The sequence below is a fragment of the Candidatus Berkelbacteria bacterium genome, assembly GCA_016187225.1.
In the GTDB taxonomy this organism is placed as follows: domain Bacteria; phylum Patescibacteriota; class UBA1384; order JACPKC01; family JACPKC01; genus JACPKC01.
In genome coordinates this window covers 12,749-36,642 of the sequence record JACPKC010000003.1, presented here as the reverse complement: position 1 = coordinate 36,642, position 23,894 = coordinate 12,749, and the positions used below count along the sequence as shown (strand labels likewise).

The following is a 23,894-nucleotide window of genomic DNA, read 5'->3' as shown; positions in this document are numbered from 1 at the left end:
TAAGCTGCAATGGCTCTCCCTCAGCAATACCCAGATCAAGGACCTCCCAGACCTCGCTCAGTTGACTAATCTGCAAACGCTCTACCTTGGCAACACCCCGCTCGCGAATGACGCCCAAGCGATCTCCGAACTCGAACGAAAGTATCCCAAGGTAAATATTGATGCCTAACTCAATCTCTCTCTGCGCCAAGCTTCACACTGCCCTCGCCCAGTGGCGCGCCGCATAAAGGCTTGCCTGCGCAGTATTGTGACCGATAAAAAACTCGCGGCCGACCTCTCCGCTCGCGGCCGCAAACAGGCGCAAAAATTTAGTTGGGCCAAGATGGCGAAAGAGACGTACGAACTATACCAATTGGTTAAAAATGGCGGTCGATAGGCAAGAGGCAGTAGTAATCGTTAGTTTGTTAAGCAAGCTGATCAAGAGTTTAAAGTCGAGATAACTGAACGTAAAAAAACAGCGCCCCACCGGGCGCTGAAAAAATCCATAACGAACGCAAAGCCGGCGCTAGTAGCAGCGCCGGACCAGCTAGAGTTCATCCAGATTTCCGGACTTGATGAACTCGGCGCAGGTCTTGAAGCGGTCGTCGACCTCGCCCGCGGCCTCGAACTTCGCGATCACCTTCTGCAGATCAGGCGAGTCGAGGTAACGGCTTCGCCAAGATCCTTGTCGACGAGGAGTACGTCGGCCTCCTTGAGCTCTTCGGCCACCGATTCGGGTAGCGACTCGGAGGTGAAGTCATGGGGGTTGGAAACCACCAAGCCCGCCACCTCGTGTCCGGCCTGCTCAAGAAGGGTCTTGCCCTGCCTAATCCACAGGGCGCTGTCGTCCACGATCAGAACCTTCATCTTTCCTCCATCTCGATAGGCTTTGAAAACTTACGGGCCGCTTAGCGGCCACCCATCGACTTCAGTTTTTCAAGGTTCGAGAACTAGGGAGCTTACCAAATTCGGGGGGGGTGTCAAGGGGACTATTGCGGATAACTGAAGTCGTTTGCTATCTTCAACACATGCAGTCAGCCAACAAGCAACTCTATGTTGCCATTTTTAAGCCCTCTTCAGAGGGTGGTTATGATGTTTCATTTCCGGATTTTCTGGGCTGTGTGACTTTTGGTCGGACTTTTGAAGAAGCGCAAAAAATGGCCCGGGAAGTACTTGAACTTTGGCTTGAGGAGTTAGTGGCTCAAGGCGAGTCGATTGCTCCCAAAGTTACTCGTCCAATCTTTTCAGAAATTGAAGTTAAATCTCCAAAGCGCTCCCTGGGCAAACGTCATGCATCCTTTGCCGGCTAAAAAGCTGATCAAGATTTTGAAGAAGCATGGCTTTGAACTAACTCGGCAACGGGGCAATCACCAGATTTTGTATAACTCCCAAACGGGAGCGACCGTACCTGTGCCTATTCACGGCGGCAATCGACCAATCAACGTTGGTACATTTATGGCGATTGTCAACCAATCTAAATTGCCCCGCAAGGTTTTTAGCGATTAAAAGAAATCAGCGCCCTGACGGGCGCCGTATCGTTAGCTTCTAAGATAGCCGAGGACGTTCTCCTCATACCAGCCGAAGTATGCTAGGACTTGGTTTCTATTCATCTCGTCCCGTGTGCGGATGACGATCGTTTCAAGATCTGGCACCACGTCTGCCTGATAATGAACGCGGCGCACCCGCATTTTTTCGCCTTCGAAATGGCGTTCAAATTCCCGCTCCCATTTCATTTGCTTGATAGCACTGACGGCATGATCGAGGATGCTTTTGGGCTGTTGGGGCTTGTCGAAAGTTGTAACGCCATCGATGATATTGATGAGCGTCACGAGCAACTCCTCATCGATGAAACGACAGCAGGTTTTGCAGGTGTCTTTGGTGAGATACATCGGTAAACTTGTGCTTTGTCGGCATCTTCAAGTATGCCGTTGCCAAACGAAGACCGTCTTACTCGCTGGGAGAGTTTGCTGGCGGCTACCCAGCGCTGGATTAATTTCTACAACAATCGCCGGCCCCACCAAGGCATCAGCAATCTTTCACCCAATGCCTATGCTCAAAGAAACGGTTTGAAAATAGTCTCTTCAATTGACAAATTAACTGTGCAATCAGTCAGATTCCTTGAAACTGTAACTTTATATACAATCTAAATATTGAATTTCTTTATAAAGTTTGGTATCATCTGATTACGAAGTCAGGAATGCTATGACTACCCGTCAAAAACTCGAAATCATTCAGAAAGCCACTGGTCTAACGCAAACCAAACTTGCCGAGAAACTCGGAGTGTCATTTGTGGCGTTCAATCACTGGTGGACCGGCAAGGCGACACCACGCCCCAGCAAACTTGTGGCCATCGACGAACTATTCCTAAACGTCACTGGTGAGCGGCGCATTCCGGCCAACCAACTGACCGCTAAGAAAAAGCTCCTACGCAACAAGGCAACCACGCACCCGAACATACTGCGCGCGATCCTGGCTAATCCAGATATTCGCGACGAGTTTATCTTGAAACTCACCTACCACAGCAATAGCATTGAGGGGAGCATGCTCACCGAGCCGGATACCGCTGCCGTGCTCTTTGACAATGTCGCGCTACCAAATAAAAGTTTGACGGAGCAACTCGAGGCAAAGAATCACCAAACCGCCCTGAATTACCTGTTCGAGCATCTAGCTGGGGGCGGTAAAGTGACCGAGGAATTCGTTCTTAAGTTGCATTGTATCCTCATGAATGGAGTCCAAGCCGATGCGGGAACGTATCGCAATCATGCGGTGCGTATCTTGGGCATCAGTTTGCCAACTGCCAATCACGTTAGCGTGCCAACGCGGATCGCAGAGCTCATGAAGCAGACAGTGCGACGCACAACCGATATGATTGCCCTGGCGACAAGGGTGCACAGCCAATTTGAGCAGATTCACCCGTTTTCCGACGGCAACGGCCGTGTTGGACGTCTCCTCATGAACGCGATGCTCTTACGGAGCAACCTTCCACCGGCGATCATTCGCCAAGAAGAGAAACAACTCTACTACACATATCTCTACAAGGCGCAGACCGAGGGCGACCAGAGCCAGCTGGAGGATTACCTTTGCGAGGCAGTCTTGGGCGGCTTTGGTATTCTTGAACGAGCGTGAGACTTGCATTGAGCATGTGATACAATACTTGCAAGCCTGAAACTTGGAGGGGAATGCATCATCTCGATCAGCGCACACTTCTAAAAATCGTCGTGATTGTCGCGACAGCTGTTGTTGTGATGTACTACGCCGTCTTTAGCGTGTCGACTTTAGAAGAGCAGTCGACGACAGCAACTGTCTCACCAAGCACGCTCCTAGCCGAAGGGAATCATGAACAGGCGATCAAGCTCTATAAAGAAAGAATTGCCCAACTCGATGAAATTCGGGTTGAGACATCAGTCGGTTTAGCCAATGCCTATGTAGAAAACGATCAATTGGCTGATGCCGAGGCAATGTATCGCAAAGTTATCCAGATCGACGCCGAGACCAAAGATGCTTACATTGGACTCGCGCGTCTCATGATTGACCAAGGGCGTTTTAATGAAGCGACCGAAATTGCGCGCGCCGGTCTCGTTGAACTGCCGGATGATATTGATCTCTTGAAACTCGAAGACGATATTATTCAAACCAAAGAGTAACTCAAGAGAGTAAGAATTTAGAGGAGGGGAGTCCCTCTTTTTATATGAACTTCTATCGCACTTATCGGCCACAAAAATTTGCCGAACTTGTCGGCCAAGAGCATGTCAAGCGCACGCTCGCGAATGCTGTTCAAAAAGGCGAAGTGGCGCATGCCTATCTCTTCTCTGGTCCACGAGGAGTCGGCAAAACTTCAGTTGCTCGCATTTTAGCAATGGCGCTTAACTGTGCCGATCAAAAAACTAAAAACAAACCACCCAAGAAAACTTATGAACCTTGCGGGCAATGTCAAGTGTGCCAAGCGATTCGGGCGGGCAATAACTTGAATGTCATTGAGATTGATGCCGCTTCCAATCGCGGCATTGACGAGATTCGCTCGCTCAAAGAGTCGGTCAATTTCAAGCCCAGCAATCAAAATTATAGAGTCTACATCATCGATGAAGTCCACATGTTGACCAAGGAAGCCTTCAACGCGCTCTTGAAAACCTTGGAGGAGCCTCCGTCGCACGCGATTTTTATCCTGGCTACGACCGAGCTCTATAAAGTGCCGGAAACAATTATCTCACGCACCCAGCATTTCGAATTTAAACGCGCGCTCAACCATGAGATTGTTGACCATTTGCGCACGATTGCCGGCAGGGAAAAAATTATTATCACCGACGAGGCCTTGGATTTAGTCGCTCTCCATGCTGATGGCGGCCTTCGTGACGCTCTCTCGCTTCTAGATCAGTTGGCCGCGCTTGGCGCGGATGAAATTACCACAGAGCAAGTTCGATTTTTATTAGGGATCGCGCCCGAGGCGGAGTTGATCGAGCTCTTAGGAGTCGTACTCACTGGTCAGCTCAAACTCGCGCATTCAATTTTGGAGAAATTTGCCCAACACGGTTATGATCCAGCCGTGCTCGCTGATGATTTAATAATGATTCTTCGCCATGGAATATGGTTAGCTAACAGAGTGCAAGTAAAAGGTTCTGAAGGTTTGCAAAAACTCTTTGAGCGAGTTGATGCGAAAAAAAATTTAGCCGAGCTAGTTGCCTTAATTCGACGTTTGTTTGAAGCCAAACAACAGCAACGCTGGGCGCCGACACCGATGCTACCGCTCGAACTCGCCTTAATTGATATTAAAAGCGTGCGCGGCGCGGAAAGCCAAAAACAAACTCAGGTTGAGGCGCCGACGCAGAATAGTCTCAAGAAGAAACCAGGAGTCGAAACTGCAATCCAGCGCGAGTCGCTCCAGTCAAACGCGGAAGACCAAAAGCCAAGCGACCTTTCGGCGCTTTGGCAGAAAATCATCACCTTGATTCATGCGAAAAACGCTCCTTTGGCCGCGCTCCTGCGAAGTGCAAAACTTGTCTCGCTTGAAGAAACAACCTGCCAAATCGAGGTGCCCTTTGGCTTTTACGCCGATCGCGTGCGCGATCGTAAAAACGCCGCCATTTTAGGTGAAGTTTTTCAGGCAGTCGTTGGACGCTTGATCCAAGTGCACTGCCAGGTTGGGGGCAAAAATCTAGCCACTGCGCAGACTCGCACCGCCCTCGATTTAGAGGCAGATGTCCTAGAAGTTTTTGGTCAGGAAAAACTCGGGGAACACGTCTAATGGCTAGAACATTGACGCTTCCCATTCAACTCAAAGAGGGCATGCGTTTACCGCCCCAGGCGCTCGAGGCGGAACAATCGGTGCTGGGCGCGCTTCTACTTGATCAGAATGCGATCATTAAAGTTGCGGATACCCTTAAACCAGAGGATTTTTACCGCCCTGAAAACCAGGTGATTTTTGAGGCGATTCTGCGATTGTTTGAACAAAGACGAGCGATTGACGTGGTTACAGTCACCGATGAACTCGAACGCGCTAAAGAGCTTAAAAGGATTGGTGGAGCGAGTGCGATTGCTACCCTGACAAGCCGTGTGCCTTCAGCCGCCAACGTGCTCCATTATGCGCGAATTGTTCATGAAAAAGGGATGTTGCGGCATCTGATTACGATTGCAACCGCTATCAATGAACTTGGCTATCAGGAGGAGCGACCGATCGAAGAGTTGGTTGACGAAGCCGAGCGGCTGATTTTTCAACTTTCGGAACAGTCGATTCGACAGTATTTTGAACCAGTCAAAGCAATTCTGACACGTGCTTTCGAACGTATCGAACAGCTCCATGAGCACAAGGGCCAAACTCGCGGCGTTCCAACTGGTTTTCGCGAGCTTGACAATTTACTTTCAGGTTTTCAGAAATCGGATTTAATTATCATTGCCGCCCGCCCCTCAATGGGTAAAACCTCTTTTGCGCTCAACATTGCCCACCAGGCGGCAGTTCAGCATCAAGTGCCAACGGGTTTTTTCTCACTTGAGCAATCCAAAGATCAACTTGTGGATCGTTTAATTGCTGGCGAAGCGGGGGTTGATTCCTGGAAATTGCGCACTGGCAATCTCGCAAATGAGGATTTTGATCAACTCAACTATGCAATGGGCGTGCTGGCAGACGCCCCGCTCTTTATTGACGATCAGCCGAATATGACTGTGATGGAGGTACGCACAAAAGCGCGCCGCCTTCAACTCGAACATGGTGTTGGCATGATTGTAATTGATTATCTCCAACTCATGCAGGGTCGGCAGACGCGAGACAATAATCGCGTTCAAGAAATCTCTGACATTTCGCGTGGCTTGAAGGGGATTGCGCGCGAACTTAACATACCAGTCGTCGCTTTATCGCAATTAAATCGGACTGTTGAAGCGCGCCCGAACCATATTCCCCAGCTTTCCGACTTACGCGACTCGGGATCAATTGAACAAGATTCAGATGTGGTGATCTTTTTATATCGCGAAGATTATTACAATCCTGAAACCGAAAATAAAAACATCGCCAAAATTTTGATTCGCAAGCATCGAAACGGACCGATCGGCGACCTTGAGCTTTTTTTTATGCCGGCGCAGACCAAGTTCCGATCAATCGATCGCAAACATGAAAAGTAACGGGTACCCTTTGCCGAATGCGATGAGCAACCGTGGAGTATCGATTGCGACTCTGCAAACGTCCAGTTCGTCCATTTTGGATGAGCTCAATCCAATGCAACGCGAAGCGGCCGCCTGCACTCTGGGGCCTGTTTTAATTCTTGCCGGCGCCGGTTCGGGCAAGACTAAAACCCTCACTCATCGAATTGCGTATTTAGTTGAACAGGGGGTAAAACCGCACAATATTTTGGCGGTTACCTTTACCAATAAAGCCGCGGGCGAGATGAGAGAGCGTCTTGCCAAGTTAATGCTCAATGTCCAGGCGCCAATGTTCAGACAAACTCCAACGACCAATGACCAAAATTTGAACCGATATCCGAACCATTTTCCTTGGCTTGGCACCTTTCATTCCATCTGTGTGCGGATTCTGCGGCGAGATGTCGGAGCGCTCGGCTATCGCCCGGATTTTACAATCTACGACTCGGGCGATTCGCTCACTCTTGTTAAACGCATCTTAACTGAACTCGGCTATGATCCCAAATCGACTAACCCGCAGACCGTGCGTAACTTTATCTCGGGCGCCAAAAACGAGCTCCTCTCGTCGAGCCAGTATGCAATCCAGGCCGACGGCTATTTCATGGAAATTGTTGCCAAGGTCTACAAGCGCTATCAGACAGCCCTCAAAACGGCCAACGCTCTCGATTTCGACGATCTGTTGATGCTCACCGTTGAGCTTTTTGAAAAAAATCCTGCAATTTTAACCGATTACCAGAACCTTTTTCAACACGTATTGATCGATGAATACCAAGACACCAATTTGGCTCAATATCGTTTTGTGAAATTCTTGGCTACTCATGGCAATATCTGTGTGGTTGGCGACGATTACCAGGCGATCTACGGCTGGCGGGGGGCAAATTTTCGCAACATTCTGAACTTTGAATCTGATTATCCCAATACAACAATTATCAAGCTCGAGCAGAACTATCGTTCAACTCAAACAATTCTCGATGCGGCCGATGCGGTGATTAAAAATAACTACCAGCGAACCGAGAAAAAGCTTTGGACTGAAAATGGCCAGGGCGCACCCGTCACGCTTTACGAAGCGCTCGATGGGATCGATGAAACTGATTTTGTTGCGACTGAAATTACCAGTTTGCGCCGCGAATTTTCAAGCCTCAATAATTTTGCCGTGCTTTATCGAACAAATGCTCAATCGCGACTTTTAGAAGAAACGTTTTTACGCCGCGAGGTGCCTTATCGTTTAGTCGGCGCGGTTCAATTTTACGAACGGAAAGAGATCAAGGATATGCTCGCGTATCTGCGCGCGGTCGCAAACCCCAATGACTTAATTGCCTTTGAGCGAGCGAGCGGGGCGCCGACGCGCGGAATTGGCAAGAAGGCGCTTGAAGTGATTCGTTCTGAAGGTCTCACGGTAACCGCCGAGAAAAATCTTAAGGTCAAAAACTTTGTCATACTTGTTAAGTCGTTTCGGTCTTATGCGAGCGCTCACTCGGTGCGAGATCTCATTGAGCAGATTGCGGTGACAAGCGGTTATCGCGATTTTTTGCTCGATGGCAGTGTTGAAGGCGAGAGTCGCTGGGAAAACGTTAAGGAATTAAAATCCGTCGCTGAAAGTTACACCACGTTGCAGGAATTTTTAGAGGCAACCAGTTTAATTTCCGATGTTGATAACTATGACCCAACGCATGAAGCCGTAACCTTAATGACACTTCATAACGCAAAAGGTCTTGAGTTTCCGGTTGTGTTCATCGTAGGGGTGGAGGAGGGGATTTTTCCACATGCTCGAGCGCTTTCGGATCCCGCCCAGATGGAAGAAGAGCGTCGACTCTGCTATGTGGGCATGACTCGAGCCAAACAACGCTTGTATCTTCTGTGCGCCAACTCGCGCTTGCTTTATGGGAGCATTCAAGCCAACCCCAGTTCTCGTTTCTTGAGTGAAATCCCCGCTCACTTGAAAGAAAAACTCTAATCAGTTAGCTTGTGGGCAAGCGGCCGTTTCTACGGTCGATTCTTTTACAAGGAGGTGGAATTGTGAATACCCGAGCGTGCAAAGAGTGCGACCAAATTAAAACTGGCGCTGTGAAGCGCGGACTGTGCGCTTCATGTTACAAACAGTTCCAAAAAAATGGCTTGCGACATCGTCAATGTGATAGATGTGGCAAGGAGATAATTCGTAATTGCGCACCAAAAAATACGGGCACAGTTTTGTGCAGTATCTGTGCCGAGTTGCGTTTGCAGGCATGGAGCTGTATTTATGATGCTTGCATCAACTGTGGGACAACCCAAATGCCTTGCGAGAGCAGAGGGTTGTGCAAAAACTGCTACACCCAAAGCTGGCGCCATCACGGCCAGCGCGTATGTAATCGTTGTGGCCAGCCGACGGTTCGCAATTTTGCGCCAAGGCCCAAGCTTAAGCAAAAGATGATCTGGTGCCAAAAGTGCGCTCAAGAAAGACAGAGCAAATGGTCGCTTGATTTTGATGCGTGTCTAGGGTGCGGGACAACACTGCGCACACACAAAGCCAAAGGATTCTGTCGCGCCTGTTTTCTTACTAGCAATGAAAGTGCCCAATCTTGTATTTTATGCGGGGAATTAACGCAGAACCGACATGCGGGCGTGAGCGTATGTCGAGTATGTTTGAAAACACAATTGGAGCAGGTTCAGAAGGCGTGTTTCGAAGGCAAGGGGTTGAATGCCATCATAAGACAATTCTCCCTCGGCTTTCGGACTATCACGCACGCCTATCGTTTCTTGAGAGGCCAGGATTTAACCCCAAAAACGCGCGACCCCCGCATTAAGGAGATGCTTCAAAGTCTCAAACTTGAAGCAGAGATAGTCATGAGAAGGGATGAGCCCGTGGAGCAGCTCTTCTTGTGGCGCCGGGCAAAAAAAGGAGATCAGGAAGCCTGGGAGAAATTGTATCAGCTTTGCCGTCAGGCAACGAAGCACCTGCGTTGGTATTTTTTTCTCCAAAGGATCAATGATCGCGATGAGATCGATTCAACTGTTAACGAGGGGTTTTATGAAGCGATTCGCGATTGGAACCCGCTTGCAAAACGGGGTTTGCGAAGCTTCATGAAGATGGTCGTGCGGCGCAAATTAATTGATCTGGTTGTTTGGTCGCGCCGCCAGCGCCGAACTCCAGAGAAGATTTGTTTTTCGCTCGACCAGCCCATCTCGCGTGAAAGTGGTGAGACTTATCATGAAAGAGTTTCTTTGGGAAACTGTTTCACGGAGGAGTGGATCAACACAAATGAATGCGCGTGTTTACTTCGAGAACTTTTGGATGCTTTGCATCTAAGCGAGCTCGAACGAGCAAGCCTGTTTGATATTGTCAATCTTCCTTTTACTCTCATCAATGCCAAAGCCGCAGAGAGACTTCAAAGTCCCAAGCATCACAAAAGCTGGGACAACGCCATTCAAAGAATTCGCCGCCGCGCTCGGGAGTGGCAAAAACAAAACCCCGAGCGCTATAACGCACTTATGTCCGCCTTCTAGGGCGGATTTTTTTAGAATAAAGAAAGCGCGCCTTGAGGTCTCTGACCAACGCGCGAAGAGAGCAAGTTTTCCCGTATCACGCCCAAACGCCAATTTTCGTATTCAATTTGGTGGCGTTGAGGATACTGGGGAGGTCGAGGTCGAATACAGGCAGATCCGGTATTTTTGAACAGGTAGCTTCCTGTCCTTGTCGACGAAAAACAATATAAAAAAACGTTAGCTTGGGTGGCAAAAGCCATCTCCCAGTCCCCGTGTCGTAGAAGGCATGTTTCTGCCTCCACCAAATGAGTTGACTCATTTAGTTCTCCTTTCCGGCGGGCGTGCAAACTTGGAAAAGATCCTCAAAAATCTATATTTAAATTATCAAGGACCTATTAAAATTCCCAAGCGAATTGGGGATAACTCGTATGTGGGGTCTTGACAAAATACCCACGTTCGTATAATGTATAAATAGCAATTTACAAACGAACGTATGAAGTGTACTGACTGGAGGGTTAGGTACAGTATTTGGCTCACAACCCTCGTTGCGAGCCATTTTTGTACCAAACTCGTTGCCTGCCTGACACGAGTGGTACACATCCGCCAAAAAAAACGGACACAGAGCGATCAAGCCTTTTTGTACGGGTCACCGTAGGAAGGGGCTAAATGAAAGCGAGTCCGCGGCGGCAGAGGACTCACGACACATTGGTCAATAATAAAAAGACTATCGACCAAATGCGCGGGGTCCTCTTTTCGTTGTGCTAAAGTCGCATGTATGCAAAGACTCACTCGCGCGTCTATCGTTCGACATCTCTTGCTCCTGGTGATTATTCTTGCCAGTGGTTTTGCAGTTAAGCAATTCAGTTTGGCTGATTCATCTGTCCCAGTTGAGAAAACCAGTGAGGCCGAGATTCGTGGCTTAACAGTGAGACGAATGAATGAAGTTGATCATTTAGTTGAACGCTACATGGGCGCGCCTGGCTATTTTACACTCATCGACCAACTCAAAGCGCTCGACGTCACACTTTATCCTGAAGATCATTTCACCGCAATTCCGGATCCGAGTTTGGGGATTGGTAGCACAATCGAAGTTATACGTTCTACGACCGTAACTGTAATAGATGGCAAGGAAATACGTGAGTATCGAACCTGGGCGCCAACGGTGGCCGACTTACTGGCTGAGATTGATCTCGCCTTAGATAGCGATGATCGCCTGGAGCCAGATCAATGGACTTCGCTTAAAAATGATAGCGTGGTCGCGATTACGCGCATTGGAGTGAGTGAGGAGCTTGAAACAGAACCGATTGTGTATAAAACGATTCGCAAACAAGACAACGAATTTGAAAAAGGCAAAACTCGGGTTGAACACAAGGGACGCGATGGTCTTAAAAAGAAGATTTTTACCGTTAAGCGAGAAAATGACGAGATAGTGAACCGTGAACTTGCGCGCGTTGAGATTGCTCGCGAATCAGAAGATGAGGTAATTATCGAAGGAACTAAAATAATCAGTTATGGAACTGGTCAAGCTACCTGGTACTCGCTTCGAAGCGGTCTGCAAGCCGCCCATAACAATCTGCCTTTTGGGGCTCATGTGCGAGTCACGAATGTTGCAAATGGGAAGTCGGTTGATGTGATTATTACCGATCGAGGGATTCAGGGTGGCGCCCTAATTGATTTGACCGCCGATGCCTTTGCCTTGATCGCGCCGCTTAGCGTCGGTCGAATCCAAGTTCGGCTCGAAAAGGACTACGACTAATTTGACATTCAAAGGTGATGATGTTGTGAACGTCGGATTGTTTTTGCTATATTATCCTTAATGAGTTTACTTTTTAATCGAGCGGAGGTGAGAGCGTTAATGCGATCCGGGCAATCAACTGCCCAAAAACGTCTCGGCCAACATTTTCTCGTCGACAAAGATACCCTCGACACTATCATAGTCACTGCAGAACTCGCGCCTCGGGCGCGAGTTCTTGAAATTGGCCCTGGTTTAGGTGGATTAACGCACGCCCTTGCCAAGCATCTGCCAAACGGGCTTGTGCTCGCGATTGAAAAAGACCGCGCGCTTGTTGAATTTCTCCGACGAGAATTTGCAAAGTGTAAACAAGTAAAAATCGTTGCGAGCGATATTCTGGCTACTCCTCTTTCGGAACTTTTGATTGCTCCTTATCAAATCGTTGCAAATTTGCCATACTCGATCACCTCGCCGGTGTTGACTAAGTTTTTGCTTGGCGACTATCGCAATCGCGCTCAAGATAAAGCGCCACGGCCGGAATCGATGACACTCCTTATCCAAAAAGAGGTTGCCGAGCGCCTCACCGCCTTACCCGGTTCGCGCGCGCGCGGGATTTTAACAGTTCTAATTGAACTTTTTGGCACAGCCCGAATCATAAAAATTGTGTCGCCAGAAGCCTTTGAGCCCAGACCAGAAGTTAAGAGCGCCCTGCTTCGCCTTGATCTCAATCAACCCAAAGCCGATCCTTGGGCGTTGCATACGCTTCTGAAAGCTGGTTTTGCCAATCGCCGGCGCCAATTGCATAATTCGCTGGGCGGTAGTCTGCATTTGAGTTCAACCGAGACAAAACAGCTCCTCGCTCAAGCTGAAATCGTTCCAGAAAGAAGAGCCGAACAACTATCTCTGGCCGACTGGCTTAGGCTCCTCGCGATCTTGAAAAAAGGAGAGCAATAATGGGAACGCTCTATGTAGTCGCAACACCGATCGGCAATCTGGGCGATCTCTCTGAACGCGCGCTGACGGTGCTTGAGCAGGTCCATTTGATTCTGGCTGAAGATACCCGTGTGACGCGCAAGATTTTGAATCAAAGACAGGCCCGCAAGTTCGATGCTCAACTCTTGCGGCTTGATTCACATGTGCATGGGATTCGGCTTGCCAACATTGTTGATCAAATCGACCGCGGCGCTGATGCGGCGTTGGTGAGCGATGCCGGCACGCCCCAGGTATCCGACCCGGGCGCGGCGTTGGTGAGCGAATGTAACCAACGCGGCATCAAAATTGTGCCCATTCCAGGCGCCTCGGCGCTGACAACGATGATCTCAATCGCCGATTTTTCAGTCCAGCCCGTTGTTTTTTTCGGTTTTTTGCCTAAGAAGAAGGGACGCGAAACCACGCTTCGTCGCCTCAAGGAATACAGCGGTCACTATGGCGCCTCATCAGCTGTTATTTATGAATCTCCGGAACGTCTCCGTCGCACTCTCGAAAATCTAATCCAGCTTTTTGGCGGCCAAATTCATCTTGTGATCGGTCGTGAGCTGACAAAAAAGTTTGAGGAGCTCTGGTATGGCACTTTGGAAGAATCTCTTACGCATTTTCAAAGTCCGCGCGGCGAGTTTTCGCTTCTTCTTCAGTTGCCAAAAGCTTGATCCCTCCTTAATATAAGAACATGTCTGAACTAGAAAAAGCGGTTGATATTACATTGAGTGGTAAGGTAACCGGAGTTGGCTTTCGGGATTGGGTGCGGCAAATTGCTGGCCGCATTGGCGTGGCGGGTTGGGTGCGCAATAACACCGATGGCACCGTTTTGGCGCATGTCGAAGGCGCAGGCGAACTGATTGATCAATTTATTGAAAAAATCAATTATCCTGATTTGCCGGATGCAAAAGTTGATAGTCTTTCTCAAAACGAGACCGAACCTCATGGCTATGTAGGCTTTAGTATCGAATACTAGATATGAAAACTCTTTACGTCACCACCCCCATCTACTACGCCAATGATAAGCCACATGTTGGCCATGCCTACACCACGGTCGCGGCCGATGTTTTAGCTCGTTATTGGCGGAAAAAGTTAGGGTCGGAGCAAGTTTTTTTTCTCACCGGCACCGATGAACACGGCCAGAAGATCGCCGATGCGGCTCAAAAGGCGGGGCTGGCGCCCAAGGCATTTGTTGACCGGCTCGTGCCGCAATTTGAAACGATGTTGCGCTCGCTCGCGATCTCGAACGATATTTTTATGCGCACCACGGCCGTAGAGCATATTCAATTTGCCAAAGAATATTTTCAACAGCTTAAGGCGAATGACGATGTTTACCTTGGAACTTACGAAGGGTTCTACTGCGTCGGTTGCGAGTCGTACAAAACAGAATCAGAATTGGTTGATGGTAAATGCCCCGATCATCCCAATCTCACTCCCGAACGGCGTCATGAAAAGAACTATTTTTTTCGCCTGACCAAATATATTTCAGCAGTTATCCAAGCGATTGAATCTAATCAAATTATTATTAAGCCCGATTATCGTCGCAACGAGTTACTTGCCCGACTTAAAGGCGAGGTTCGAGACATTTCAATTTCTCGCCCCAATGTTGAGTGGGGAATTCCTTTGCCTTGGGATGAATCACATACCTTCTATGTATGGGTAGAAGCGTTGCTTAATTATCTTTCCGCTTTAGAAATCAAACAAGCTTCAAATTTTTGGCCAGCGAACGTTCAACTTATGGCTAAGGAAATTCTTTGGTTTCATGGGGCAATTTGGCCAGCTCTGCTAATAGCGGGCGGGCGCGATCTGCCTAAAACAATTTTTGCCCACGGTTGGTTTACCATCGACGGTCAAAAGATGAGTAAAACCCTAGGCAACGTCATCGATCCGATTGAGCTAGTTGATCGGTATGGTGCAGATGCAGTCCGTTACTTTCTGCTGTCGGCAGTGCCGTTTGGCGCTGATGGCGATTTGGCCGCTCATCGCTTTGCCGAAGTTTATAAGGCCGATCTCGCCGATGGGTTGGGCAATCTCTTGCAAAGAACAGTGACGCTTATTAGTCGATCGGAACTCAAGATCGAGCCCGGCGCCGCCCCCAGTTGTGCCGACGCCGATCGAGCGATTGAAGAATTGCGCCTCGACGAGGGCTTAAAAGCAATCTGGCTCATTGTCCGCGATGCCAATAAACGGCTGGAGGAAGCTAAGCCCTGGGAAATGATTAAAAACTATGAATCAGAAACCATGAACCACGAACTCGTCAACGTGTTGACGACCGCCTATCGGCAACTTGAAACGATCGCCGCCGGCCTCATGCCTTTCATGCCCGAAACCTCGGCGCAAATTTTTGCCCAACTCCGCTCCAGCCAAGCCCAGCCGTTGTTTCCACGCCTTAATCATGAACTATGAATTCTGAATCACATGAGCTCATCGACACTCACTGTCATTTGAACGATTCTAATCTTGCTTGGTCGGTGGAGGAGGCGATTGGGCGAGCGGAGCAGGCGGGGGTGCGGCAGCTGGTCGTGCCGGGTTTGGATGTGGCTACATCTGAAAGGGCGGTTGAGCTTGCCGGTCAATATCCCAAACGTGTTTTTGCCGCTGTTGGCATTCACCCACATGAAGTGGTTAAAAAGGATTTTGAACTTAAAAACGCAATCCAGGCTTTGCGTAATTTATTACTTCATCATTGCAAGCCCGCCTTTAATCGCTCTTCGTCAGGTAACGCTGCCATCAATCATAAATCTTGCAATATGGTTGCCATCGGCGAAGTCGGCATCGACTATCACCATCACACCCAAGAAGAGACGGGGGTGCGGCAGAGAGAGGCGTTTGGTCAGTTTTTGAAGTTGGCGACCGAACACAACTTACCGGTGATCATTCACGGTCGTGAAGCCTATAATGATGTGCTCGCGATTGCGGCTGGCTACCCTCAAGTTCGAGCTGTTCTCCATAGCTTCGAGGCGCCCTACGAAATCGCCGCGCAGGCGCTTGATCGCGGCTGGTTGATCTCGCTGACGGCGCTTATCACCTATCCCAACTACGATTGGTTGCGCGAGGTGGTGGCGAAATTGCCGCTCGAGCGTTTGATGGTTGAAACCGACGCGCCTTATTTGCCGCCCCAGCGAGTCCGAGCGCAAAAACCGACTCTTACACCGCCCGGCAAGCTTGGTCGGCGCGGCCTCAACAATGAACCGGCCAACGTGGTCGATGTCGCCCAGGCGCTGGCAAAAGTTCAACAACTCACCCTCGAGGAGATTGCCGTCGCTACGACAAAAAATACCCGAGCTTTTTTTGGTATCTGATGTCAATCTTGCGCGCATTTTTCTTAGCCGTGGCAGCGCTTGCGTTTTGGGTACTCTTCATAGTCTCAACCCCAATTCTTCACCAAGCAATTTTCGCGTTTATTCCGCCAGACGGGCCACTCGCAAGCCGTGAGCGGAACATCATCGATCGAGAAGTCACATCGCTTGTTGGCGTTAAGTCATGGTTTGGACAGGCTAAGTCAGATCAATCGGTTCTTACCAGTGGAGAATATGCTCATATTGAGGACGTGACGTTGATTATCTGGAAAGTAGGCATATATATCTTGCCTGGTGCCCTAATTGGCTTAATCCTCGCGCGTTTTCGACTCGCTGAAACGTCAGTCATCACAGGGTCGCTTGGTCTTCTCGCGACAATCGGGCTTATAACGGGGCTTGGTTTTGAAGGCGCTTTTATTGTGCTCCATAAGTTCATTTTTCCTCAAGGCAACTGGGTTTTTCCGTCCGACCAATATGTTATCACGCAAGTCTACCCAGCGGGCTTTTTTGTCGCCATCTGGATAATAATTCTGCTTGCCTCTCTCGGAACCCTGGTCCTGTTGCGTTGTCTGGGGTGCCATTATCGATCACAATAAACTTATGACAATCCTTGACGGCTTAATTCTTCTAAGTTTTTTGACCGCCTTTTTTGATGGCTGGCGCCGTGGCGGCCTGGCGCTTATTCTGGATTTTATCGGTTTTGGTGTTGGCGTTGGTTTAGCCTTTCTTACTTTCGATAATTTTGGCACTTGGCTTGGCCGCGAGTTTAGTTTTTCAAGTGGGCTTCAGCCGATTCTTGCCTTTACACTTATCTTGTTGATAGTGCCATTGGCGCTCCAGGCAGTCTTCTCATTTAGTCTTCGGTTTGTGCCCAAAATCATTCGTTTCGGCTTAAACCAGCGGATGGTTGGCGCCGCGCTTGGTGTGATTCGCCATGCGCTCAATTTATTTATTCTAATCAACCTCCTTCTTTTTCTTCCGATTTTGCCGTGGGTGCGATCAGCGATTCAACAAGCAACACTCGCGCGGCCGTTCGTTGTTCATCAGCCAGCGCTTGAGGCCACTTTTGCTCGGATTATCGAGCCGGCCGTTAAAGAACTCCAGGGCGCATTCACAATTACGGAAAAAAGCGAAGTCACCGCCTTTAATCCGAAAATTCCCATTAGCGAACTCACGGTTGATGAGCAGGCTGAACGCGAGATGTTTCGCTTGGTGAACGAGGCGCGCGCACAGAATAATTTGACCAAACTTGAGTGGAGCGAGGAACTGGCGAACGTTGGTCGAATTCATAGTAAAGATATGTGGCAGAGACAGTATTTTTCGCATTTGAACCCTGATGGCCTCGACCCATTTGATCGACTCACTGCGGCTGACATCTTTTATCTTGCCGCCGGTGAAAATCTTGCTCTTGCGCCGAGTACCCCAATTGCTCATGCGGGTCTTATGAACTCTGAAGGCCACCGAGCAAATATTCTTTCGCCGAACTATGGCCGACTCGGCATCGGCGCTGTTCGCAATGGTTTATACGGCGTAATGTATTCCCAGGAATTTTCGGATTAGTCCCATCCTTACACCTACAAGGTGAAAGATACGAGGTGGCAGTCGTAATTTTTAAGGGGTACTTTGCTCGCCATCATTGGTCTCTTTTAGGTTCTCGACTCTTACGGTGGGGAAGGTTGCATGAAAAAAAACGCCCGAGACAGGCATTTGTAGCTTGACAAAAAGAGGAAAAGCAGTCACTTTTACTCGTTCGTTAACAACACGAAAAAAATTAGCAGGAGTAAAAGAAAGAGTGTGTTACCTCAAGGTAAATCGGTTTATCTTTACTCCTGCTTCAAGGTTTGGCCGTGGGAAAAGTGAATAGTAGTGGTGCCAAAAGGCATTTTGGTCGCTCACCCCATGGCCGTTCCATTTGGATCGAGAGAGCAGGAAAGTGAAGGGATTAATTCTCTCAAGAGAACGGCATCGCTCACATTCCTGCCTCAAATCGTTTTGGGATCAGAAGAGAAATGGGTGGATGCCTTTAAGGCAATTCCTGCCGTCTCAACTGATCCCGCCAAGTTTGCGTGCTCGGAAAGGTAATTGTCTGATTCTTTCATAAAAGTACGACGGCGTTACCTCGAGCACGCATTGCCACTGGCGCTGAAAAGAGAAGGCTTGTGGTCACATAAGTGAATTCATCAGGTCTCATCTGCGCCATATCAGTTGAGCCAAAGGAAAAGTGTGGGCTACCAATAAGGCAGTCGGAGCACTCCCAACGGCTCTTTTTTCTACCTCAAGGCAAATCTAAGAAGGGAGGGCCAATGGCATGGCCCAGTACATCGTCATCCCGGCCGACATCGAGCCGGCCGTCGTTTGCTCACTCAAAGGTAGCAAGAAGCCAGAGTGGCTCTTGCTCGCACCCGAAGCGACCCGGAAGGTAGTCGTCGACGACCAAGAGGTGAAAGAGAACTACAACCCCCGGGTTGAGTTCCTCAACGCGCTCACCGAGGCTGACACGCTCTACGCACCACTTGGTGGTGTTGGTGACGCACTGCTCATCGGTGCCTACCAACGCGGTGCGTCGGTGCACCGCATGACCTTCCTTGATATCAACCACTTCAAAGAGATCTTGGAAATCAGTGACCAACTGTCTCCACCGGCCAAGTTGACCAAGGAGGGAGGGCGACAGGTAGAGCGGTGTCAGTCTGCCTCAGCCATGGCGATGCTGGTGCATCAAGGGGAGTGCAGTCACTTCCGCCCGTTTGAAGAGGTGGACGTACGGATCTCGCTCATCCGGGTGTATATCAACCAGTTGATTGCCACCCAAGATGAGATCCGCAAACGCCTCCAGCAGCGGACCACTCGCCTCGAGCGCGACCAGGAGTACTTCCTCGACTCCTCCGCCAGCGCGATCGCGGCTGAACACCGCGTCCAACTTGTTGAGGGGAAGGGACCGGTTGATTCTCTCCTTGAGTACGAAAAAGAGCTCGAGCGAGAGATCAAGAAGCAGCTGGGCAAGCTGCCGGTCTACACTGAAGTGCTGGAACCGGTGAAAGGGATGGGGCCGCGGCTTGCCGCGCGCATCATCGCCCCGATTGTGGACATCCGGCGCTTCTCGAAGCTGGCTGGCTTTCAAAAGTACACTGGCTGGCACGTGATGCAGAATGGGCGACCGCGGGCGGCTCAATTTATTCGTGGCGAGAGCGCCCAGTTCCACCAGTTACTCCGCCAGGGGATCTGGCTCTTCGGCCAACAGCTGGTGCGGAGTAATTCAGAGTTTGCTTGGTATTACCGGAAGTACAAAGAGGAACGCCAAGAGCAACTTGGCACGGTGGTGGCGACGACTGACAAAGGCAAGGAGTTGACGCTCACGAAAGTGTGGCTCGATGCCCGAGCCCGTCGCCACGCCGCCAGTAAGTTCCTCAAGTACTTCTGGTATGCCTGGTGGGAGCTTCATACCGGCAAGCAATCCACCAGTCCCTCCGGTAAGCGCTTCTGGGCCCGGGATCTCCGGGAGCCGGAACGCCTGTACGGCGAGGACTGGTAAGAAAAATTTGGCAGGAAAGTGAAATGAATGAATCTCTCAAGAGAATGGCATCGTTCACATTCCTGCCTCAAGCGTTGGCGATAAGGTAATTTTTCGCGTCTCAAAGAGAAGATGATTGATACCCATATCGCCACAATCGTTTGAGATCGTAAAGTAACAAAGTACTTTCCGATCTCATCTTCCCCATCTAGCAATAGGCGGGGATTTTTTTGCTTAATTTCCACCGGAACGCTTCACTTCCGAGTCGAAGAAAATACTTATTACGTGTGTAAGTCCTGAATGTGTTATTGTAGAAAAAATCAGATTGGAATTATTGCGTAGTTCTTTTAGGAGGGTTTGATTATGAAACACACTTTTTTGAAGGCAGCGGTTCTAGCTATTGGCGTGTTGGCGTTGAGCTCGCTTCCAGCCACTTCCCAGGCCTTCGACACCACCTACGGCATCGGCAGTTATCTCTCGACTCGCTTTAATACGAGCAACCAAAATACGATCATCTCGGAGATGCAGATGGCCGGCATCCGCTGGACGCGCATCGAAATCTGCTACACAACCGGCACAGAGTTTGAGGGCGATGTGAATGCTTTGAATGCTCTCAATGGCACCGGCATCCGTGTCATCGGCCTTTTGAATGATTGCAGTGGCTTGCCGAGTGTTGACGATTGGGGCAATTTTGTCGATCGAGCGGTTCAGCGATTCAACAGTCAGGTCGCGGCCTGGGAAATTATGAACGAACCTTACGGCGAAGGCATGAGCGCGGGCAGTTATAAAGATTATCTCCACCGTTCGTATCAAAAGATTAAGGCCGTCAATAACAATGCGATTGTATTAGCCGACGTTAATCCGCAATTTCTCTATGAGCTTTATAAGGTCAACGGCGCCAAGGATGCGTTCGATAGTGTCGCGGTTCACCCCTACAAAGATCGGCCGCCGGAAGAGATTGAAGAGGGTGGTGAAGACTTTTTGGGATCACTTCGTCGAACCGTGGCTGTCATCAAAGCCAACGGCGGCGGCAAGCGAGTTTGGCTCACTGAATTCGGCCGCCAGTCTGGCGTGGGCCGCGGTGATCAACAACAGGCCGATTACCAAGTGCGTTCAGCCATGATCGCTCGCGATTTGCCCGAGGTGGAAATCATCTCGCTCTATCACGTCAAAGATGATGGCACCGGCAACTACGGCATGCTTCGCACCGATTTTACTCGCAAGGATGCCTACGATCGTCTCCAGGAAATGCTTGGCCAGATTGAAGGTCGAAGTTACTCCGGGCAAGTTTTAATTGCCGACCAGCAAAGAGTCGACGATTTTACGACTTTTGATAACTGGGATACACGGGAGCAGGCGAATACCACTCGGTGCGAGGCGAGACACGACTCCGGGCGCGAGGGTAAAGGCATGCGCCTTTATTATGCTTTTAATAGCAATTCTGGGAGCGCCTACTGCAGTGCGCGCAAGGAGATTCCAATCCCAGGCGCGCCGACAACGATTGGTTTGTGGATCGACGGCGACAACTCGTCGAACATCTGGCGGATGCGCATCAAAGATGCGACCGACCAAGTTCATCAACTGATGCTCGGTACCTTTCCAAGCGGTTGGCGGTATGTGCGTTACGACCTTGTGAATGCCGAAGCACGTTCCCATTGGGGTGGAGCAAACGATGGGGTCATTCACTACCCAATTCGTTTTGATAGTATTTTGATCGATCGGCTGGGTGAGCGCGGTTATTACGAAGGAAGTGCCTATCTTGACGACTTATTTGTTCTTCATGGCGCCGGCGACTACTGGGGATACCGTTTTGGCAATAAAGTCGCTGCTTGGCGAACGAGCTTCGACGGCGAAGCAACCGTTTGCGGCACGCACATGCGCATCAATGAACGCCCGACCTATGTGACGGTCAACCCCAACGACTGTCCGGCGATGTATAGTTTCCGGTGAGAGATAAGAAGTTTCTAAAACCCGTTTCATGGATCGCGCTGGGCGCGATCCTTCTCGTCAGCCTAATTTTGCGCATTCAGCTGGTTGACGGCTCGAAAGACTTTTTCGATTCTTCCCAGTACGTTTGGCGCACAAATGGTTATTCGCTCTTGAATGCCGCCTCAACCGGCCACGCGCCGTTTCATCCTGGTTACGTCGGGTCAAGCTGGCTAATTAAGCGAGGCGGCGAGGCAATTGGCTTAACTATTCCAGAATCATCCGCGCCGGCGATCGTGAACGTGGCGGCAAGCCTCGCGATCATCCTGCTAGTTTTTTTTATTGCCCGCCGACTTGGTTTGAAAGAACGCGTCGCTCTCTTGGCCTCAATTCTGATCGCTTTTAACTCGTTTTTTATGGGCATGGGGAGTATTCTTGTCGATCCAGGAATGATTGCCTTTCTTTTGTTAGCGCTCCTACTTTTGCTTGGCCCGATTACTGTTTGGACACTGCTTGCGAGTGGAATCTCACTGGGAATCGCTTTGCTCTTTCACACTCAAGCCGCTCTTTGGTCGGTTCTCTGGCTGGGCGTACTTTGGTATCGGTCGGCGCCACTTAAGTTTTCAAGTTGGCGGTGGCTTATCTTTGGCGTTGGGCCGCTCGCGGCCGCTGGCATCTATGCCTATTTACTGATTACGGCGAGTCAGACACCAGATAGCGTCCTTGACTTTCAGACTGTCAAGGAAGCTCTGATTTATTTAGTCACAGGCAATATCAACGATCGCGATTCACTTTCGCTTTTTAAGATGATTTACCTTTTGACGGCGGAGTTCGGCAGCGTGGGGATTCTACTTGCCTTAATGGGAACTCTTATACTTGCAAAACAGAATCGACGCGCTCTTATTCTACTTGCGCTTTGGATTTTGCCCGGCGCGCTTTTTGGATCGAGTTATATTTATGAAAATTTATATGGTCGGGCCGTCTTTTTCGCTGTACCAGCTTTGAGTTTCCTCGCGGCGATTGCGTTGGACGCGCTCGCGCCGCGCAAGCATTTTGGAACGGCTTTCGCTACGTTTTTTTTGCTTTTTACAGTCGTGTCTGGTATCGCGGTTTGGAATCGATATCAAAATCAGCCCGCGCCCAATGATCGCTTGGAGACAGTTGAAAAGACACTCTCGCCGGACGGAATTTTTATTGGCACAAATATCGTTAAACACTGGATCGGCTACGCGGGCGAGTTTATTCGCTACGGCGATACCGATGTTGATTTTGGCGCGGTCAAAACAAAAATCGCTACCGCTTTAGATGAGAAGAAACCAGTTTATTTACTTTCGGATGCGATTCAATTTCCGTTCTATCGCTCGGATGGCGCATTCTTTGATCTCCGTTCAACCAAAACTGGCGCGCCAGCCGATCATCAAACTCAACTGGGCGATCTCTTTCAATCTTATGATGTGGACTTAGTTGCCACTTCGTTGAGTGCATTTAGCCGTCGCATCTACTCTCTCTCGGCGCCAAGCGATCGGACAATCCGCGAGCGGGCTGTGTATCCGCCTGAAACAGTTGGCGATCAAGTTGTTATTACTGGGCAACTGCCAGCGTCGCGTCTGATTGTGAACGCCTATCCAACCGCCAAGAGCGATGTGCTTCACCCAGATAATTTTTTGCGCCTTGATCCGTTCATGAGTCTTTGGCATCTCCTGCGTGGCACACGTCAACCGCTTGCCTGGACGGCTACCGATGCAAGCGGCATTTTTACACTGACTATTCCCAAAAAATACCAGAATCAATTTGAGCTGATTGTGGTTTCAAGCGCTGGACAGACTGGTTCACTCGCAGAGAAATCAAACATATTCTTTAAGGAAAAGACTGCAAGAATCGAGTTGAATCCATGTTTGGGAGATGGCGATCAACCAAACATCATTACAACTTGGCTTGAAGATGGGGTGGCGCGTGAGCGTGAAATCTGTACCAACTATGAACTAGAATTTTCCGACACGTTTTCTCCACCTTTCGGCAAGCCAGCCATCCTTAAGCAAGGCGAACCAGCAAAGTATTTATTGGCTGGACCGTACGTCTACTTACCAGCCGGCGCGTACACAGTTCACTTTGAACTTGCTTCGTCACGCACCGATGATGTTGTCATCGGCACAGTCGATTTCGTTGGTGTCACAAGCGTTGCGCGCGAACTTCGCGGTGCTGACTTTACACGAGCGAATATCTATCAAGATTTAACGCTTGAGGTTACAACTGAAATGTCAACACCGGCATTTGAAACAAGGGTTTTTGCAACTGGCGAAGGTACTCTTTCGGTCCGTTCTATCCGCCTCGAACGCCATAACCTCTAGTATCTGTCAGATTTAAGAGGTAAAATGCAGGCAAATTTACTCAT

The 23,894-nt window shown here is 49.6% G+C and carries 26 protein-coding genes; 22 read left to right on the top strand and 4 right to left on the bottom strand.

From position 1 onward, the window contains the following. A partial coding sequence (locus tag HYW32_00680) for a leucine-rich repeat domain-containing protein (protein ID MBI2589538.1) occupies nucleotides 1-169 on the top strand: 169 nt, incomplete at its 5' end. Nucleotides 170-615: 446 nt separating this feature from the next. On the opposite strand, the gene HYW32_00675 is transcribed toward HYW32_00680, so the two are convergent. Further along, nucleotides 616-846 (bottom strand): hypothetical protein, encoded by a 231-nt coding sequence (locus HYW32_00675; GenBank protein ID MBI2589537.1) that lies wholly within the window; start codon nucleotides 844-846, stop codon nucleotides 616-618. A 161-nt stretch (nucleotides 847-1,007) separates the two neighbouring features. On the opposite strand from HYW32_00675, the gene HYW32_00670 reads away from it, so the two are divergent. Together HYW32_00670 and HYW32_00665 are read left to right on the top strand one after the other, a co-directional pair. After that, entirely contained in the window at nucleotides 1,008-1,289 is a 282-nt protein-coding gene (locus HYW32_00670; GenBank protein ID MBI2589536.1) for a type II toxin-antitoxin system HicB family antitoxin, read from the top strand. Next, entirely contained in the window at nucleotides 1,270-1,485 is a 216-nt protein-coding gene (locus HYW32_00665; protein ID MBI2589535.1) for a type II toxin-antitoxin system HicA family toxin, read from the top strand. The genes HYW32_00670 and HYW32_00665 overlap by 20 nt, the downstream gene beginning before the upstream one ends. Before the next feature lie 32 nt (nucleotides 1,486-1,517). On the opposite strand, the gene HYW32_00660 is transcribed toward HYW32_00665, so the two are convergent. Then, nucleotides 1,518-1,868: a hypothetical protein gene (locus tag HYW32_00660; protein ID MBI2589534.1), complete on the bottom strand. Its 351-nt coding sequence runs from the start codon at nucleotides 1,866-1,868 to the stop codon at nucleotides 1,518-1,520. A gap of 33 nt (nucleotides 1,869-1,901) precedes the next feature. Here HYW32_00660 and HYW32_00655 point away from each other — a divergent pair, with 33 nt between their 5' ends. Genes HYW32_00655 through HYW32_00630 form a run of 6 tightly spaced genes read left to right on the top strand, consistent with a single transcriptional unit; the run spans nucleotide 1,902 to nucleotide 8,554 of the window. Beyond that, entirely contained in the window at nucleotides 1,902-2,126 is a 225-nt protein-coding gene (locus HYW32_00655) for a hypothetical protein (protein ID MBI2589533.1), read from the top strand. Nucleotides 2,127-2,181: 55 nt separating this feature from the next. Further along, nucleotides 2,182-3,105 carry a Fic family protein gene (locus HYW32_00650; GenBank protein ID MBI2589532.1) on the top strand — a complete coding sequence of 308 codons (924 nt, stop codon included), beginning with the start codon at nucleotides 2,182-2,184 and terminating at the stop codon, nucleotides 3,103-3,105. 53 nt (nucleotides 3,106-3,158) lie between these two features. Beyond that, nucleotides 3,159-3,623: a tetratricopeptide repeat protein gene (locus HYW32_00645; protein MBI2589531.1), complete on the top strand. Its 465-nt coding sequence runs from the start codon at nucleotides 3,159-3,161 to the stop codon at nucleotides 3,621-3,623. A 44-nt stretch (nucleotides 3,624-3,667) separates the two neighbouring features. Continuing rightward, the gene (gene dnaX / locus HYW32_00640; GenBank protein MBI2589530.1) at nucleotides 3,668-5,218 is read left to right on the top strand and encodes a DNA polymerase III subunit gamma/tau; all 1,551 of its coding nucleotides are present in this window, start codon (nucleotides 3,668-3,670) and stop codon (nucleotides 5,216-5,218) included. A gap of 41 nt (nucleotides 5,219-5,259) precedes the next feature. After that, nucleotides 5,260-6,585, top strand: coding sequence for a replicative DNA helicase (gene dnaB / locus HYW32_00635; GenBank protein MBI2589529.1), 1,326 nt, complete (start codon nucleotides 5,260-5,262; stop codon nucleotides 6,583-6,585). Next, on the top strand, nucleotides 6,575-8,554 hold the full coding sequence (locus HYW32_00630; GenBank protein ID MBI2589528.1) for a UvrD-helicase domain-containing protein: 1,980 nt from the start codon (nucleotides 6,575-6,577) through the stop codon (nucleotides 8,552-8,554). The genes dnaB and HYW32_00630 overlap by 11 nt, the downstream gene beginning before the upstream one ends. Nucleotides 8,555-8,685: 131 nt before the next feature. On the opposite strand, the gene HYW32_00625 is transcribed toward HYW32_00630, so the two are convergent. After that, nucleotides 8,686-9,021 carry a hypothetical protein gene (locus HYW32_00625; protein ID MBI2589527.1) on the bottom strand — a complete coding sequence of 112 codons (336 nt, stop codon included), beginning with the start codon at nucleotides 9,019-9,021 and terminating at the stop codon, nucleotides 8,686-8,688. A gap of 201 nt (nucleotides 9,022-9,222) precedes the next feature. Between HYW32_00625 and HYW32_00620 the strand changes: the two genes are divergently transcribed. Beyond that, nucleotides 9,223-10,083: a hypothetical protein gene (locus HYW32_00620; protein MBI2589526.1), complete on the top strand. Its 861-nt coding sequence runs from the start codon at nucleotides 9,223-9,225 to the stop codon at nucleotides 10,081-10,083. Nucleotides 10,084-10,159: 76 nt separating this feature from the next. Here HYW32_00620 and HYW32_00615 read toward each other — a convergent pair whose 3' ends face one another. Then, nucleotides 10,160-10,381 carry a hypothetical protein gene (locus HYW32_00615; GenBank protein ID MBI2589525.1) on the bottom strand — a complete coding sequence of 74 codons (222 nt, stop codon included), beginning with the start codon at nucleotides 10,379-10,381 and terminating at the stop codon, nucleotides 10,160-10,162. A 456-nt stretch (nucleotides 10,382-10,837) separates the two neighbouring features. On the opposite strand from HYW32_00615, the gene HYW32_00610 reads away from it, so the two are divergent. The 12 genes from HYW32_00610 (at nucleotide 10,838) to HYW32_00555 (ending at nucleotide 23,850) form a co-directional block, all read left to right on the top strand. After that, nucleotides 10,838-11,818: a G5 domain-containing protein gene (locus tag HYW32_00610; protein MBI2589524.1), complete on the top strand. Its 981-nt coding sequence runs from the start codon at nucleotides 10,838-10,840 to the stop codon at nucleotides 11,816-11,818. A 60-nt stretch (nucleotides 11,819-11,878) separates the two neighbouring features. Continuing rightward, a complete protein-coding gene (gene rsmA, locus HYW32_00605) occupies nucleotides 11,879-12,748 on the top strand; it encodes a ribosomal RNA small subunit methyltransferase A (GenBank protein MBI2589523.1) in 870 nt (289 codons plus the stop codon). Continuing rightward, nucleotides 12,748-13,440, top strand: a complete 693-nt coding sequence (gene rsmI, locus HYW32_00600) for a 16S rRNA (cytidine(1402)-2'-O)-methyltransferase (protein MBI2589522.1) — start codon at nucleotides 12,748-12,750, stop codon at nucleotides 13,438-13,440. The genes rsmA and rsmI overlap by 1 nt, the downstream gene beginning before the upstream one ends. A gap of 20 nt (nucleotides 13,441-13,460) precedes the next feature. Beyond that, nucleotides 13,461-13,745 carry an acylphosphatase gene (locus HYW32_00595; protein MBI2589521.1) on the top strand — a complete coding sequence of 95 codons (285 nt, stop codon included), beginning with the start codon at nucleotides 13,461-13,463 and terminating at the stop codon, nucleotides 13,743-13,745. A gap of 2 nt (nucleotides 13,746-13,747) precedes the next feature. Then, nucleotides 13,748-15,175, top strand: coding sequence for a methionine--tRNA ligase (locus HYW32_00590; protein ID MBI2589520.1), 1,428 nt, complete (start codon nucleotides 13,748-13,750; stop codon nucleotides 15,173-15,175). Continuing rightward, complete coding sequence (locus tag HYW32_00585; protein MBI2589519.1) at nucleotides 15,172-16,071, top strand: TatD family hydrolase; 900 nt, start codon at nucleotides 15,172-15,174, stop codon at nucleotides 16,069-16,071. Before HYW32_00590 ends, HYW32_00585 begins: the two co-directional genes overlap by 4 nt. After that, the gene (locus tag HYW32_00580) at nucleotides 16,071-16,664 is read left to right on the top strand and encodes a DUF1461 domain-containing protein (protein ID MBI2589518.1); all 594 of its coding nucleotides are present in this window, start codon (nucleotides 16,071-16,073) and stop codon (nucleotides 16,662-16,664) included. Before HYW32_00585 ends, HYW32_00580 begins: the two co-directional genes overlap by 1 nt. A gap of 4 nt (nucleotides 16,665-16,668) precedes the next feature. Next, a complete protein-coding gene (locus HYW32_00575; GenBank protein MBI2589517.1) occupies nucleotides 16,669-17,628 on the top strand; it encodes a CvpA family protein in 960 nt (319 codons plus the stop codon). Between the two features lie 309 nt (nucleotides 17,629-17,937). After that, nucleotides 17,938-18,150: a hypothetical protein gene (locus HYW32_00570; protein MBI2589516.1), complete on the top strand. Its 213-nt coding sequence runs from the start codon at nucleotides 17,938-17,940 to the stop codon at nucleotides 18,148-18,150. Nucleotides 18,151-18,376: 226 nt separating this feature from the next. Continuing rightward, nucleotides 18,377-19,597 (top strand): transposase, encoded by a 1,221-nt coding sequence (locus HYW32_00565; protein MBI2589515.1) that lies wholly within the window; start codon nucleotides 18,377-18,379, stop codon nucleotides 19,595-19,597. Between the two features lie 342 nt (nucleotides 19,598-19,939). Next, the gene (locus HYW32_00560; GenBank protein MBI2589514.1) at nucleotides 19,940-21,526 is read left to right on the top strand and encodes a hypothetical protein; all 1,587 of its coding nucleotides are present in this window, start codon (nucleotides 19,940-19,942) and stop codon (nucleotides 21,524-21,526) included. Further along, a complete protein-coding gene (locus tag HYW32_00555; GenBank protein MBI2589513.1) occupies nucleotides 21,523-23,850 on the top strand; it encodes a hypothetical protein in 2,328 nt (775 codons plus the stop codon). Before HYW32_00560 ends, HYW32_00555 begins: the two co-directional genes overlap by 4 nt. The last annotated feature ends 44 nt before the right edge of the window (nucleotides 23,851-23,894 follow it).

Excerpts from the sequence above, each read along its gene's own strand:
- HYW32_00645 (MBI2589531.1), top strand. The coding sequence starts at position 3,159 with ATGCATCATCTCGATCAGCGCACACTTCTAAAAATCGTCGTGATTGTC.
- HYW32_00655 (MBI2589533.1), top strand. The coding sequence starts at position 1,902 with ATGCCGTTGCCAAACGAAGACCGTCTTACTCGCTGGGAGAGTTTGCTG.
- HYW32_00595 (MBI2589521.1), top strand. The coding sequence starts at position 13,461 with ATGTCTGAACTAGAAAAAGCGGTTGATATTACATTGAGTGGTAAGGTA.
- HYW32_00615 (MBI2589525.1), bottom strand. The coding sequence starts at position 10,381 with ATGAGTCAACTCATTTGGTGGAGGCAGAAACATGCCTTCTACGACACG.
- HYW32_00585 (MBI2589519.1), top strand. The coding sequence starts at position 15,172 with ATGAATTCTGAATCACATGAGCTCATCGACACTCACTGTCATTTGAAC.
- rsmI (MBI2589522.1), top strand. The coding sequence starts at position 12,748 with ATGGGAACGCTCTATGTAGTCGCAACACCGATCGGCAATCTGGGCGAT.
- HYW32_00575 (MBI2589517.1), top strand. The coding sequence starts at position 16,669 with ATGACAATCCTTGACGGCTTAATTCTTCTAAGTTTTTTGACCGCCTTT.
- HYW32_00650 (MBI2589532.1), top strand. The coding sequence starts at position 2,182 with ATGACTACCCGTCAAAAACTCGAAATCATTCAGAAAGCCACTGGTCTA.
- dnaX (MBI2589530.1), top strand. The coding sequence starts at position 3,668 with ATGAACTTCTATCGCACTTATCGGCCACAAAAATTTGCCGAACTTGTC.
- HYW32_00630 (MBI2589528.1), top strand. The coding sequence starts at position 6,575 with ATGAAAAGTAACGGGTACCCTTTGCCGAATGCGATGAGCAACCGTGGA.
- HYW32_00560 (MBI2589514.1), top strand. The coding sequence starts at position 19,940 with ATGAAACACACTTTTTTGAAGGCAGCGGTTCTAGCTATTGGCGTGTTG.
- HYW32_00580 (MBI2589518.1), top strand. The coding sequence starts at position 16,071 with ATGTCAATCTTGCGCGCATTTTTCTTAGCCGTGGCAGCGCTTGCGTTT.
- HYW32_00565 (MBI2589515.1), top strand. The coding sequence starts at position 18,377 with ATGGCCCAGTACATCGTCATCCCGGCCGACATCGAGCCGGCCGTCGTT.
- HYW32_00665 (MBI2589535.1), top strand. The coding sequence starts at position 1,270 with ATGCATCCTTTGCCGGCTAAAAAGCTGATCAAGATTTTGAAGAAGCAT.
- HYW32_00610 (MBI2589524.1), top strand. The coding sequence starts at position 10,838 with ATGCAAAGACTCACTCGCGCGTCTATCGTTCGACATCTCTTGCTCCTG.
- HYW32_00675 (MBI2589537.1), bottom strand. The coding sequence starts at position 846 with ATGAAGGTTCTGATCGTGGACGACAGCGCCCTGTGGATTAGGCAGGGC.
- HYW32_00670 (MBI2589536.1), top strand. The coding sequence starts at position 1,008 with ATGCAGTCAGCCAACAAGCAACTCTATGTTGCCATTTTTAAGCCCTCT.
- dnaB (MBI2589529.1), top strand. The coding sequence starts at position 5,260 with ATGCGTTTACCGCCCCAGGCGCTCGAGGCGGAACAATCGGTGCTGGGC.
- HYW32_00660 (MBI2589534.1), bottom strand. The coding sequence starts at position 1,868 with ATGTATCTCACCAAAGACACCTGCAAAACCTGCTGTCGTTTCATCGAT.
- rsmA (MBI2589523.1), top strand. The coding sequence starts at position 11,879 with ATGAGTTTACTTTTTAATCGAGCGGAGGTGAGAGCGTTAATGCGATCC.
- HYW32_00590 (MBI2589520.1), top strand. The coding sequence starts at position 13,748 with ATGAAAACTCTTTACGTCACCACCCCCATCTACTACGCCAATGATAAG.